The sequence below is a fragment of the Lentzea waywayandensis genome, assembly GCF_900115955.1.
Lineage (GTDB): Bacteria > Actinomycetota > Actinomycetes > Mycobacteriales > Pseudonocardiaceae > Lentzea > Lentzea waywayandensis.
This window is the reverse complement of the sequence record NZ_FOYL01000014.1, coordinates 239,618-252,538: the sequence shown is the minus strand read 5'-3', so window position 1 is coordinate 252,538 and position 12,921 is coordinate 239,618. Positions and strand designations below refer to the sequence as shown.

Here is a 12,921-nt window from a genome sequence, read left to right as displayed (position 1 = left end):
CGTGAGACAGTTCGGTCCCTATCCGCCGCGCGCGTAGGATACTTGAGGAAGGCTGTCCCTAGTACGAGAGGACCGGGACGGACGGACCGCTGGTGTGCCAGTTGTTCTGCCAAGAGCATTGCTGGTTGGCTACGTTCGGAAGGGATAACCGCTGAAGGCATCTAAGCGGGAAGCTCGTTCCAAGATGAGGTATCCCACCCTTTGTGGGTTAAGGCCCCCAGCTAGACCACTGGGTTGATAGGCCAGAGGTGGAAGACCGGTAACGGTTGGAGCTGACTGGTACTAATAGGCCGAGGACTTGTTACAAAGACGCTACGCATCCACTGTGCGGTTCTGGAAGAACAACCAGGACCGATCGCGACCCCGCGGGGTTGCTGGTTGTAATTTCATAGTGTTTCGGTGGTTATAGCGTTGGGGAAACACCCGGTCCCATTCCGAACCCGGTAGTTAAGCCCTTCTGCGCCGATGGTACTGCACTGGTTACGGTGTGGGAGAGTAGGTCGCCGCCGAACTTTACTTCCCTGAAGGGGCTTGTGATCGCGGGGCACAATTACAGTGCTTCGCTCACAGGCCCCTTTCAGCGTGTCCATAGTAGGAGGATTTGGTGTCCAGGTTCGGGGATCGTCCCGGCGACCGTCAGCGTGGCCAGGGAGACCGACCGCGCCATTCCGACGGTGGCCGTCCAGCAGGCGACCGCAAGTTCAGCAGCAGCAGTAAGCCTCAGCGCGGTGAAGGCTCCGGCGACCGCACCAACAGCGGCGACCGTCGAGACAACCGCGCCGGCTCCAGTGACCGCGGCGGTTACCGCGGCCAGGGTTCCAGCGACCGCGAGGACGACTCCGGCGACCGCGGTGGCTACCGCGGCGACCGTTCGAGCGACCGCGGCGGCTCCGGCGAGCGTGGTGGCTACCGCAAGAGCGACTCGGGCGACCGAGGCGGCTATCGCGGACAGGGTTCCGGTGAGCGCAGCGGTTTCCGCAGTGACCGCCCCGGTTTCCGCAAGGACGATTCAGGCGACCGCGGTGGTTACCGGGGCCAGGGCTCCAGCGATCGCGGTGGCTACCGCAAGAGCGAGTCCAGCGACCGTGGCGGTTACCGCGGCCAGGGTTCGAGCGACCGGCCCGGCTACCGCAAGGACGACTCGGGCGACCGCGGTGGTTACCGGGGCCAGGGTTCCAGCGATCGTGGCGGCTACCGCAAGAGCGAGTCGAGTGACCGTCCCGGTTACCGCAAGGACGACTCCGGCGGCTATCGCAAGAGCGAATCGGGCGACCGCGGCGGTTTCCGCTCCGGCGACCGTGCCGGCTCTGGCGAGCGCGGCGGTTTCCGCAAGAGCGACTCCGGTGACCGTGGCGGCTACCGGGGTTCCAGCGACCGCGGCGGTTTCCGCAAGAGCGAGTCCAGCGACCGTCCCGGCTTCCGCAAGGACGACTCGGGCGACCGCGGCAGCTACCGCAAGAGCGAGTCCGGCGATCGTGGCGGCTTCCGCAAGAGTGACTCGAACGACCGCGGTGGTTACCGCGGCCAGGGTTCGAGTGACCGTGGCGGCGATCGCGGTGGTTACCGGGGCGAGCGCTCCGGCGACCGTCCTGGCTTCCGCAAGGACGAGTCCGGCGATCGCGGTGGCTACCGCAAGAGCGAGTCCAGCGACCGCGGCGGTTTCCGCTCCGGCGACCGTGCCGGCTCGGGCGAGCGCGGCGGGTTCCGCAAGAGTGACTCCGGTGACCGTGGCGGCTATCGCAAGAGTGACTCCGGCGACCGTCCCAGCTTCCGCAAGGACGACTCGGGCGATCGCGGCGGCTACCGCAAGAGCGAGTCCGGCGATCGTGGCGGCTACCGCAAGAGCGATTCGGGCGACCGTCCCGGCTTCCGCAAGAGCGACTCGGGCGATCGCGGTGGGTACCGCAAGAGCGACTCCGGTGATCGTGGCGGCTCGCGTTCGAGCGACCGTCCCGGCTTCCGCAAGGACGACTCCGGCGATCGCGGTGGTTACCGGGGCCAGGGCTCCAGCGACCGTGGCGGCTACCGCAAGGACGAGTCGAGCGATCGTGGCGGCTACCGGGGTTCGAGTGACCGTGGCGGCTACCGCAAGAGCGACTCGAACGACCGTGGTGGGTACCGCGGCCAGGGTTCGAGCGATCGCGGTGGCTACCGCAAGGACGACTCGAACGACCGTGGCGGCTACCGGAAGAGCGATTCCGGCGGCCACCGCGACGACGAGCGTTCCGGCCCGCCGCGCGACGACCGTCGTGACGAGCGCAGCCGTGAGCGTGCGGCGCGCTTCCAGGAGCGTCAGGCAGACCAGGAGACCACGGGCGAGGGCGGCGACGCCTCGGCTGAGGTGACCCCCGCCGCCGAGCGCGCCGGGTACCGCCTGGGCGACGGCGCCGCGGCCACCCGTGCCGCTGCCGGTCGTGAGCCGGCCGCTGACGCCGACGTTGCCGTTGAAGGCGAAGCGGACGCGGTTGCCGAGACCAAGGTCGTTGCTGACAGCGATGCCGACGTCGACGCGGAGAAGCGTGACGACGAGCCCCAGGCCGAGAAGGACGACGACGACAGCGCGGAGCCGCGCGACGAGGCGCCCGCGCCCCGTGGCGGACGGCCCGAACTGCCGGAGGAAGCCGACCTGTCGCTGCTCGACCCGGAGATCAAGGCCGAGCTGCGCAGCCTGCCCAAGGGTCTCGCGGAGATCATCGGACGGCACCTGGCCGCGGCCGGGCTGCTGATCGACGAGGAGCCGGAGCTGGCCCTGGAGCACGCGCGGTACGCGCGGAGCAAGGCTGCTCGCGTCGGTGTCGTGCGGGAAGCGGCGGGTCTGACCGCCTACTTCGCGGACGAGTGGGCCGAGGCGCTCAGCGAGTTGCGCGCCGCACGCCGGATGATGCCCGGACCGGGCCACCTGGCGATCATGGCGGACTGCGAGCGGGCCCTGGGCCGGCCGGAGCGTGCCATCGATCTGGCCAAGGACCCGGCGGCCAAGGACCTGAGCCAGGAGGACGAGATCGAGCTGCGCATCGTCGCGGCCGGCGCTCGTCGTGACATGGGCCAGCTCGACGCGGCCGTCGTCGCCCTGCAGGGTCCCGACCTCGATCCGGGGCAGCGCAATCCCTACTCCGCGCGGCTCTTCTACGCTTACGCCGACAACCTGGCCGCGGCCGGTCGCATCGAGGAGTCCGTCAAGTGGTTCCTCAACGCCGCCGAGGCTGACGACGAAGGGGAGACGGACGCCGCCGAGCGCGCGTTCGAGCTGACCCAGGAGGAGACCCCGCAGCAGTGAGCGAGACGTTGGTCGACAGGTACGACGCGTTGCTGATCGATCTCGACGGCACCGTCTACCGAGGGTCCGAGGCCGTGCCGGGTGCAGCCGAAGCGATTGCGGCGGCCAGAAGCAAGGGCGTCGGGATCCGCTACGTCACCAACAACGCCTCCCGCTCACCGCAGATGGTGGCCGATCACCTCGTCGAGCTCGGGTTCGAGACGAACGTCGACGAGGTGAGCACCTCCTCGCAGGCAGGCGCGGCCATGCTGGCCGAACGACTGCCGAAGCGATCCACTGTGCTCGTGCTCGGCACCAAGGCCCTGGAGGCCGAGGTGTTCAAGCGCGGACTCATCCCGACCGACACCGCCGAAGGCGCGGTGGCGGTCCTGCAAGGGCTGTCCATGGACCTCGGCTGGCGTGAGCTGGCCGAGGCCGCGGTGGCCATCCGCAACGGCGCGCTGTGGGTGGCGTGCAACGTCGACGCCACCCTGCCCACCGAACGCGGCCTCCTGCCCGGCAACGGCAGCCTCGTCGCGGCGCTGAAGACCGCGACCGACCAGGAACCGCTCGTCGCCGGCAAGCCCGCCACCCCGCTGCTCCAGCAGGCGGCGAAGGACCTCGGCGCGAACCGTCCGCTGGTGATCGGCGACAGGCTCGACACGGACATCCTGGGCGCGGTCAACGCGGGCATGGACTCGCTGCTTGTGCTCACAGGTGTATCCACGGAGCAAGAGGCGCAAGCGCTTCCGGCTGAGCAAAGGCCCACGTATGTCGGCGCGGACCTGTCGGTACTCCATCGGCTACCGTAAGACCGTGAGCTACCCCCTGCCCGGACCGCCGCCCAACCCGGCTGACGCCATCGAAGGCGTGCTGGAGCGGCTCGACGGGCTCGAGAACGTTCCCCTCGACGAGCACGTCGCGCGGTTCGACGCCGTGCACGCGACGCTCACCGACGCGCTGTCGAGCATCGACAAGGTGTGATGCACAGTGCCTCGCAGGGTGCGGCTCGACGCCGAACTCGTGCGCAGGGGGCTCGCCAGGTCCCGTGAGCACGCCAGCCAACTCGTCGCGGACGGACGCGTGAAGGTCCGCGGCACTGTCGCGACGAAGCCCGCCACCGCCGTGGAGACCTCCGACGCGGTCGTCGTCAAGGACATCGGCAACGACCCGAACTGGGCGTCCAGGGGTGCGCACAAGCTCATCGGCGCGCTCGAGGGCTTCAAGATCGATCCCACCGGCAGGCGTTGTCTCGACGCCGGCGCGTCCACTGGCGGTTTCACCGACGTGCTGCTGCGCAAAGGCGCGCGTCAGGTGGTCGCGGCCGACGTCGGCAGGGGTCTGCTCGACTGGAAGCTGCAGACCGACGACCGGGTCGTGGTGAAGGACAAGACCAACGTCCGCACCCTCACGCCCGAGGACATCGGGGGCAAAGTTGAACTCGTGGTGGCCGATCTTTCGTTTATCTCGTTGAGGCTTGTGCTTCCCGCACTGGCCGCGTGCCTCGACGAGGAGGGCGACCTGCTGCCCATGGTCAAGCCGCAGTTCGAGGTGGGCAAGGAACGCCTCGGCTCCGGCGGTGTCGTGCGCGAGCCCGAGCTTCGTGCCGAGGCCGTGCTCGACGTGACCAAGGCGGCAGCAGAACTCGGTCTGGCGGTGCACGGGGTCGTCGCGAGCCCGCTGCCCGGCCCGTCCGGGAATGTCGAGTACTTCCTCTGGCTTCGCAAGGGTGAACCCGTCCCTGCGGAGGAGATGGTGCGCACCGCCGTCGAAGAAGGGCCCCAATGAGGGAAGTCCTGCTGGTCGTCCACACCGGTCACCAGAGCAACATCGATCTCGCCCGTCAGGTGGCAGGCCGTCTCGCGGTCGGGGGCGTCACGACGAGGGTGCTCGACGACGAGGCGCGTGACCTCGGCCCGTCGTGCTGCACCAAGGTCGTGCCCGCCGACGACCACGCGGCCGAGGGCACCGAGCTCGTCCTGGTGCTGGGCGGTGACGGCACGCTGCTGCGCGGCGCCGAACTCGCCCGCCCGGCGCGGGTGCCGGTGCTGGGCGTGAACCTGGGCCGAGTCGGATTCCTCGCGGAGGCCGACTCGGACGCGTTGCACGAGGCCGTCGGCCACGTGCTGGAGCGCGACTACTTCGTGGAAGAGCGCATGACGCTCGACCTCGTCGCGAAGGTCAACGGCGACGTGGTCGCGCAGACCTGGGCGCTCAACGAGATCACCGTCGAGAAGCTGATCCGCGAACGCATCCTCGACGTCGTCGTCGAGGTCGACGGCCGGCCGGTGTCGGCGTTCGGCTGCGACGGCGTGATCTGTGCGACGCCGACGGGCTCGACGGCCTACGCGTTCTCGGCGGGCGGACCGGTCGTGTGGCCGGACGTGCAGGCGATCCTGGTGGTGCCGAGCAACGCACACGCGCTGTTCTCGCGGCCGCTGGTCGTCTCGCCGAAGTCGCACGTGGCGTTCGAGATCGACTCGTCGGGCCACCCGGCGGCGCTGTCCGCGGACGGGCGGCGCACGTTCGAGCTGCCCGCGGGCGCGCGGATCGAGATCGTGGAAGGCGCGGTGCCGCTCAAGGTCGTGCGGCTGCGCCAGGCTCCGTTCACGGACCGGCTGGTCGAGAAGTTCGCCCTGCCGGTGAAGGGATGGCGGGGACCATCGGCAGGCTGACCGCGCCGCTCGGCGCGTCGGCACTCGCTGGCTATGGTGCCCCCAGAGCAAGGTCCCATCCGGAAATGTCGGACCCGACAAGTAAGGTTCGCCCTGTGCTGGCCGAGATGCGCATCAATGGCCTTGGCGTGATCGACGAGGCCACCCTTGAACTCGACCCCGGATTCACCGTAGTCACCGGTGAGACGGGCGCGGGCAAGACCATGGTCGTGACCGGATTGCACCTGCTCGGCGGTGGCCGTGCGGAGGCGTCGCGGGTGCGCACCGGAGCCGACAAAGCGGTGGTGGAAGGCCGCTTTCAGGCTCCGGCGGGCAGCCCTGCCGCGAAGGTGGCGGAGGAGGTCGGCGGCGAGGCCGACGAGGACGGGTCGCTGATCGCGATCCGCACCGTCGGCGCCGACGGCCGCTCACGGGCCCACGTCGGCGGCCGCTCCGTGCCGGTCGGCGTCCTGTCCGAACTGGCAGAGCAGCTCATCGCCGTCCACGGCCAGAACGACCAGCTGCGGCTCATGCGCCCGACCGAGCAGCGCGCCGTGCTGGACCGCTTCGCGAGTGACGACGTGAGCGAGCCGCTGCGCGCGTACCAGGCCGTCCGCGAGGAGTGGCTGCGCGTCTCCACGGAGCTCAAGGAACGCACCGAGCGCTCGCGTGAGCTCGCCCGTGAGGCCGACCTGCTGCGGCACGGCCTGGGCGAGATCGACGCCGTCGACCCGAAGCCGGGTGAGGACGTCGAGTTGCACGACGAGGCTCGGCGGCTTGCCGACGCCGATCAGCTTCGTGAGGCCGCTCAGGGTGCGCAGTTCGCCGTGTCCGGGTCTCTCGAGGGTGATCCCGACAATCCTGGTGCTCTCGGGTTGATCTCCGAGGCTGCTCGTCGACTGTCGGTCTCCGAGGACCCGAAGCTGCGGGAGATGGAGCCGCGGCTCGTGGAGGCGGCGACGTTGCTGGCCGACGTCGGTGCGGAGATCTCCGGCTATCTGGACCACCTCGAGGCTGACCCCGGCCGGCTCGAGTCGGTGTTGCAGCGGCAGGCCGAGTTGAAGGCGTTGACTCGGAAGTACGCGGCCGACATCGACGGTGTGATCGCCTGGGCCGCTGATGCTCGGGCTCGGCTGGGCGGGTTGGACACGTCCGAGGAGGCCCTGAGTTCGCTGGCCACCCGGCGGGATGAGCTTGCTGTCGAGTTGGGTGCGTTGGCGGAGCGGGTCACCGCGGCACGCGTCGAGGCCGCGTTGGAGCTTGGAAAGGCCGTTACCGAGGAGCTTGACGGGCTTGCCATGCCGCACGCCACTGTCGAGCTGGCGGTTCGGCCTCGGCACGCTGAGGCCGGGGATGCCCAGGCATTGGCTGTGGGGCGGTCGATTCTGCACGCCGGGTCGTCCGGAGTGGACGATGTCGAGCTGCGGTTGATCTCGCATCCCGGTGCGCCCGCGTTGCCCGTGCACAAGGGGGCCTCCGGGGGTGAGCTTTCCCGCGTGATGCTGGCGTTGGAGGTTGTGCTCTCGCACTCCGATCCGGTGCCCACCCTGGTGTTCGACGAGGTTGACGCCGGTGTCGGTGGGCGGGCCGCGGTCGAGGTCGGGCGGCGGTTGGCTCGGCTTGCCCGGTCTCACCAGGTGATCGTCGTGACCCACCTGCCTCAGGTCGCCGCGTTTGCCGATCGGCATCTTGTGGTGGACAAGTCTGCCGACGGGACGTTCACGCGGTCTGCTGTGCGGAAGCTGGATGAGACGCAGCGGGTGGTCGAGCTCGCCCGGATGCTGGCCGGGATGGATTCGACCGATACCGGTCGGGCCCATGCCGAGGAGTTGCTGGCTGCCGCCAAGGCCGACAAGTCCTCGGCCGCTGTGGTTCGGCGGCGGAAGAAGAAGGGCTGACCTGGGCTTCGCCTTCGTCATCGCGGTTGAGCTGGGCGGTCGCCTTGTGACCTTGTTCGGCATGATGGGGGTGTGACGGTTACCGGATCTTTGACCACGCGCCGGGTGTTCGGGGCCGTGTTGGTGGTCGTTGCCGCTGCGCTGGGTGTGGCGGCCACGTTCTTGTCCGCCTACACGGTGCAGGTCGTGGTCAACGGTCGTACCCTGCGGTTCGAGGCCACCTCCTGGCTGGTCGAGCGGGACGACTTCCGCGACGTGCTGATGCTCGAGCCCCTGGAGTTCGGGGAGCCCGCTGTGGCGGCCGCGCTGATCATGGCGCTGTCAGCGGTGCTGGCTTTTCGGGTTCCCGCTGTCCGCGTCGGGTCGTTGCTCGGGGCCGGCCTGCTGGCCGGGGTGGCCTGGTCCGCTGTCACTCGGGTACAGGGGCTGGTCGACAGGCTTGCCGAGCTCGAGTCGCCGGTGACCATCGAGGTGGCGCAGGGAGACGGGGTCACCATGCTGATCGTCGCGGCAGGAGTGGCCGTGGTGGCCGCCGTGTTGCACCAGGAGTTGCCTCGGGCGGTTCAGGCCGAGGGGACTGCTGAGGGAGTCGTCATCCATCAGATCGACGACGAGGCGGACGACACCGACACACCGCCGTACGGGTATCCGGTGATCGTGGAGCCCAAGAGTGATTGATCGCCGCAAGATCGCGTGGGTGCTGCTGACGCTGGCGGCGGTGGTGTCGGTCGTCGCGTCGCTCCAGGACGTCTTCAGCACTGTCTACAAGGGATTCGGGACTGATCTGCGGTCCACCTCGACGCTGTGGATCACCACGTCGAACCCGCAGGACGGGCCTGCCGAGCAGCCCGCGTTCTTCGCTGCCGGGTGGCCTGTGATGATCTCGGCGATCCTGATGGCTGTCGCCGTGGTGCTGCTGGTGCGTCAGGAGACCGCGTTCGTCGGGCGGCCACTCGCCATGGGCGGGGCTGGGGCGCTGGCCGGGGTGGTGCTCCTCTACGTGTTCCAGGTGTGGGAGTTGCAGGAACTCATCGACTCCCAGCCGCCGCGAGGTTCCAGCAAGGACGAGCTGCTCTACCACGACGGGTTCTACCTCCTGGTGATCGCGGCCGTCGCCGGGCTCGTGGGCGCGGGGCTCGCCCAGCGGAGGAGTTCCGAGCCGGTGGTGGAGGACGAGGACGAAGGGGACGGGGTGGTCGTGCACCAGCTCGGCAACGACGACGACACGCCTCCCTTCGGCATTGCCATTCCTGACGACGACGAGCGGGAGACCCGGTGATCGGGAGACCTACGGCCATCGCGTTGATCGCGGCCGGAGTGGTGCTGAGCGCTACGGCGATGGTGTTGCCGTGGTACTCGACGGCGTACGCCGGTGGCGTTGAGGTCGTGGTCCGGGCTTGGGGGACCGATGTTCTCAACAAGCCGGGGGACTGGCCCTCCGGAGAGCTTTCGCCCTGGTACGGGGTGCCTGTGGTGGTGACGATCTTGTTGCTCGTCGCCGGGGTCTGGATCAACCGCGCGGCTCTGGCCGGGGCGGTTGGGCAGCTTGGCGCGGTGGGGATCGTCTCGGCGCTCGTGGTGTCGGAGCGTGGGCACGCTCTTGAGCAGCAAGGCGACTTCGCGGTCGGGTTCGGGCTGGTGTTCCTCGTGGTGGGGACGTTGGTCGGGCTCGTGGGAGCTGTTGCCGTGCAACGGGAGGCGGCGTGAGGAAGGTCCTTGGCGTCGTGCTGCTCGGGCTCGCCGCTGTGGCGGCTGTCGGGGCCACGTTCCTGCCGTTCTCGGAGTTGTTGATCCGGCTTGCTCCCGGGCAGCAGCAGACCGCCTACGTCACCAGTGGGTGGAGCACGCACTTCGGTGGTGCCAAGGATGAGCACGGACCGTTGTTCGGCATCCCGATCGTGGTGATGGCCGCCGTGGTTCTGGTGGGCGTTCGGTGGCGGAAAGTCGCCTTTGCCGGGGCCGCCGGGTTGGCGGGCGTCACCGGAATGTTGTTCGTGTATTTGCTGAACGCGATCAGCTTTCACGAGGAGGGCAACATCGCCATCGATCCGGCGTTGGAAGCCGGGTTCGGCAACGGTATTTGGGTGCTCATAAGTGCGGTGGTTCTCGCGTTTGGAGCCGTAGTAGTTCACCCCGACGACTGACCAGCGAGAAATGCCCGGCGTGCCTCACCTGTCGCGTGCGCACCGTGGGTCACTATCGGCTCATGAAGCTTTCCGGGCTGCTGAGCCGCACCAACCACGAACTTCCCGGTGTCACGGGCGTCGCGCGGGTTGATCGGCGCGCTAGCGACCTGGTGCGGCGCGTCAGTGCCGGTGACATCGCTGTGATGGATCTCGTCGACCTCGATCGGCGGACCGTCGAGGCGCTCGTCGCGGCCGAGGTCGTCGGTGTCGTGAACGCGTCGCCGTCGATTTCCGGGCGGTTTCCCAACCTCGGCCCGGAACTGCTGATCGAGGCCGGCATTCCGCTGATCGACAACGTCGGCGCCGTCGCGCTGCGGGAGATCAAGGAAGGCACGAAGATCCGGCTGCACGAAGGAGTCGTGTACGCCGGGGAACGTGAGCTCGCCAAGGGGATCGAGCAGAACGCCGAAAGCATCGCCGACGCGATGATCGAGGCGAAGGCCGGCATGTCGGCGCAGCTGGAAGCGTTCTCCGCCAACACCATCGAGTTTCTTCGCCGCGAACGCGCGCTGGTGCTCGACGGCGTCGGCGTGCCCGAGGTGTACGTGCCGATGCGCGACCGGCAGGTGCTCGTCGTCGCGGGCGGGCCGTCGCACGCCGAGGAGCTGCGCAAGCTCCGCAAGTACATCCGCGAGTACCGGCCGGTGCTGATCGGCGTCGACACCGGCGCGGACACGCTGCACGACGCCGGGCTCAAGCCGGACATCATCGTCGGCGACCCCGACGGCATCGGCACCGCGTCACTGCGCGCGGCCTCCGAGGTGGTCGTGCCCGCGCAGACCGACGGCCACGCGCCCGGCCTTCAGCGGATCCAGGACCTCGGCATCGGCGCGGTGACGTTCCCCGCGTCCGGCAACGCGGAGGACCTCGCGTTGCTGCTCGCCGAGGCGCACGGCGCGTCCCTGGTCGTGACGGTGGGGCTGCGCGCGACGTTGCGCGAGTTCCTCGACCGCGGGCACTCCGGTTCCAACCCCTCCACGTTCCTCACCCGGCTCAAGCTCGGCAGCAAGCTCGTCGACGGGGAGGCCGTCGCGACGTTGCACCGCAGCCGGGTCTCGCTGGGCGTGATCGTCCTGCTGGTGACCGCCGCGATCGTCGCCATGGCGGCGGCCCTCGCGGTGTCCGGCGTCGGTCACGTCTACGTCGACATCGTGGTCGACGGCTGGCAATCCGTCGTCAACTGGTTCAAGGGGTTCCTCTCGTGATCACGCTGCGCTACCACATAGTTTCGATCACCGCGGTGTTCCTCGCGCTGGCGGTCGGTGTCGTGCTGGGGTCGACCGCGATCAGCGGAAGGCTGCTCTCCGGGCTGAGCGACGAGAAGAACTCGTTGGCACAGCAGGTGAACGACCTGCAGAACGACCGCAACGCGTTGAACGCCAAGCTGACCGAGGCGGACAAGTTCGCCGCGTCCGTCGGCCCGCTGGCGGTCAAGGACCGGCTCACCGACCGCACGGTCGTCATCGTGACCACCTCGGACGCCCGTCCGTCCGATCGGGACGCTCTCGCCGGGCTGCTGAAGTCCGCGAGCGCCACCGTCACCGGCGAGATCCAGCTGACCGACGCGTTCGCCGACCCGTCCCGTGGCGACCAGCTGCGCGATCTCGTGGCACGGCTGCAGCCCGCCGGCTCCCAGCTGCCCACCGCCGCCGACCCCGGCACCCGCGCAGGCGGCCTGTTCGGAGCGTTGCTGCTGCTCAACTCGTCCAACAACGAGCCGCAGGCCACGGCCGACGAGACGGCGTCCGCGCTCTCCGGGCTCACCAACGCGGGATTCGTGAAGGCGACGTCAGGAGTGAAGCCCGCGCAGCTCGCGATCGTGCTGACCGGTGGTGCCGCTATCGGTGACTCGGCCGCGGACCGGGCCTCGACCGTCGCGCGCTTCGCCACCCAGCTCGACCGGGCCGGTGCAGGTGTCGTGCTGGCCGGCGCGAACGGCTCCGCGAACGGCACTGGCGCGATCGGCGTGGTCCGCGCGGACACCGCCGCGACGTCGATCCTGTCCACCGTGGACAACTCCGACACCCCGGCGGGCCAGGTCGTCGTGGTGATGGCGTTGCGCGAACAGCTGGAGGGCCGCGCCGGCCGTTACGGCGTCGCGGGCAACGCGGAGGCGTCCTCGCCCGGCACGGCAGGCTAGTGCTCGGTCGTCCACTCGCCGGGTAGGGCCTTCAACAGCTGTTCCAGCGCGTCCGGCGTGCGGGCGCGGGCCCACAGCCACTGGCGGTCGTCCTCGCGGACGACCAGGTCGTCCGCGGCGAACCAGCGGGTGCCGGGACTGTGCAGCGGCAGCAGTGCGAAGTGATCTTCGAGCAGGGAGACGTCCGCCTCGGACGTCTCCCTGTCCGCTGTGTCGGCCCCGTCGCGGAACAGCGACTCGGACAGCACCATCTCCACGCAAGCCAGCGAGAACCGGGGCAGCCACGCGTCCCAGCGCTCCTCGGCCCTGTCCACGAGGTCGAGCTTGATCCGGACCTCCGGGTCGTCGCCGTCCAGCACCGCGCCCCAGGCCGCGACCCACTGGTTCTCGGCGCGGAACACCAGGACGTCGTCGACCACGCGCAGTTCGGACGGCGTCAGCAGGCGGTCCTGGTTGCTGGTCAGGTCGGGACGCTTGCCGAACAGCGCCAGCGCCTCCTTCACCGCCTCGGGCAGCCGGACGAGCAGCTGCTCCTCGGTGGCGGCGAGATCCGCCCGGTTCCAGCCGTCCTGCGCTTCCAGCGGCTCGGCCCACGCGGCCGCGAAACCCTCGATGAAGCGCCACGCCGCCGAACGGTCGTGCATGGCTCGTGCGGCGTTTCCTGCCACGTCGAAGGTCACGTGACAACGATTCCTGATCCCGGCGCGTGCCGTGGGAGTTCGGGAAAACGCCTCACTGCGCCGATCGGGTGATGTGATCTGCCGGGTCGTGGTGCGCTGAGTGACCG

General features: G+C 69.2%; 13 protein-coding genes and 2 rRNA genes. 14 read left to right on the top strand and 1 reads right to left on the bottom strand.

From position 1 onward, the window contains the following. The 14 genes from BM417_RS39050 to BM417_RS38985 all read left to right on the top strand — a co-directional run. A 23S ribosomal RNA gene (locus BM417_RS39050) occupies nucleotides 1-306 on the top strand; the annotation flags it as partial. Nucleotides 307-395: 89 nt separating this feature from the next. After that, nucleotides 396-512 (top strand): 5S ribosomal RNA (rrf, locus tag BM417_RS39045). Between the two features lie 92 nt (nucleotides 513-604). Then, entirely contained in the window at nucleotides 605-3,277 is a 2,673-nt protein-coding gene (locus tag BM417_RS49540) for a hypothetical protein (protein ID WP_177320849.1), read from the top strand. After that, a complete protein-coding gene (locus BM417_RS39035) occupies nucleotides 3,274-4,068 on the top strand; it encodes an HAD-IIA family hydrolase (RefSeq protein ID WP_093604903.1) in 795 nt (264 codons plus the stop codon). Before BM417_RS49540 ends, BM417_RS39035 begins: the two co-directional genes overlap by 4 nt. A gap of 4 nt (nucleotides 4,069-4,072) precedes the next feature. After that, on the top strand, nucleotides 4,073-4,240 hold the full coding sequence (locus tag BM417_RS39030; protein ID WP_407656202.1) for a hypothetical protein: 168 nt from the start codon (nucleotides 4,073-4,075) through the stop codon (nucleotides 4,238-4,240). Between the two features lie 6 nt (nucleotides 4,241-4,246). Next, on the top strand, nucleotides 4,247-5,044 hold the full coding sequence (locus BM417_RS39025) for a TlyA family RNA methyltransferase (protein ID WP_093604899.1): 798 nt from the start codon (nucleotides 4,247-4,249) through the stop codon (nucleotides 5,042-5,044). Then, entirely contained in the window at nucleotides 5,041-5,931 is an 891-nt protein-coding gene (locus BM417_RS39020) for an NAD kinase (RefSeq protein ID WP_093604897.1), read from the top strand. Before BM417_RS39025 ends, BM417_RS39020 begins: the two co-directional genes overlap by 4 nt. A 95-nt stretch (nucleotides 5,932-6,026) precedes the next feature. Continuing rightward, nucleotides 6,027-7,808 carry a DNA repair protein RecN gene (gene recN, locus BM417_RS39015; protein ID WP_218164706.1) on the top strand — a complete coding sequence of 594 codons (1,782 nt, stop codon included), beginning with the start codon at nucleotides 6,027-6,029 and terminating at the stop codon, nucleotides 7,806-7,808. Nucleotides 7,809-7,880: 72 nt separating this feature from the next. Beyond that, entirely contained in the window at nucleotides 7,881-8,486 is a 606-nt protein-coding gene (locus tag BM417_RS39010) for a hypothetical protein (RefSeq protein WP_143138995.1), read from the top strand. Further along, nucleotides 8,479-9,087 (top strand): hypothetical protein, encoded by a 609-nt coding sequence (locus BM417_RS39005; protein ID WP_093604893.1) that lies wholly within the window; start codon nucleotides 8,479-8,481, stop codon nucleotides 9,085-9,087. The genes BM417_RS39010 and BM417_RS39005 overlap by 8 nt, the downstream gene beginning before the upstream one ends. Further along, the gene (locus BM417_RS39000) at nucleotides 9,084-9,515 is read left to right on the top strand and encodes a hypothetical protein (RefSeq protein ID WP_093604891.1); all 432 of its coding nucleotides are present in this window, start codon (nucleotides 9,084-9,086) and stop codon (nucleotides 9,513-9,515) included. Before BM417_RS39005 ends, BM417_RS39000 begins: the two co-directional genes overlap by 4 nt. Beyond that, nucleotides 9,512-9,952: a hypothetical protein gene (locus BM417_RS38995; RefSeq protein WP_093604889.1), complete on the top strand. Its 441-nt coding sequence runs from the start codon at nucleotides 9,512-9,514 to the stop codon at nucleotides 9,950-9,952. The genes BM417_RS39000 and BM417_RS38995 overlap by 4 nt, the downstream gene beginning before the upstream one ends. A 62-nt stretch (nucleotides 9,953-10,014) precedes the next feature. After that, nucleotides 10,015-11,199, top strand: coding sequence for a putative cytokinetic ring protein SteA (gene steA, locus BM417_RS38990; protein WP_093604979.1), 1,185 nt, complete (start codon nucleotides 10,015-10,017; stop codon nucleotides 11,197-11,199). Then, nucleotides 11,196-12,134, top strand: a complete 939-nt coding sequence (locus tag BM417_RS38985; RefSeq protein ID WP_093604887.1) for a copper transporter — start codon at nucleotides 11,196-11,198, stop codon at nucleotides 12,132-12,134. The genes steA and BM417_RS38985 overlap by 4 nt, the downstream gene beginning before the upstream one ends. Here BM417_RS38985 and BM417_RS38980 read toward each other — a convergent pair. Continuing rightward, a complete protein-coding gene (locus BM417_RS38980; RefSeq protein WP_218164705.1) occupies nucleotides 12,131-12,814 on the bottom strand; it encodes a hypothetical protein in 684 nt (227 codons plus the stop codon). The two genes, BM417_RS38985 and BM417_RS38980, sit on opposite strands and share 4 nt — an antisense overlap. Between the last annotated feature and the right edge of the window lie 107 nt (nucleotides 12,815-12,921).

What these genes read in the sequence shown, in the direction of transcription:
- BM417_RS39020 (WP_093604897.1), top strand. Translation starts at nt 5,041, where the DNA reads ATGAGGGAAGTCCTGCTGGTCGTCCACACCGGTCACCAGAGCAACATC.
- steA (WP_093604979.1), top strand. Translation starts at nt 10,015, where the DNA reads ATGAAGCTTTCCGGGCTGCTGAGCCGCACCAACCACGAACTTCCCGGT.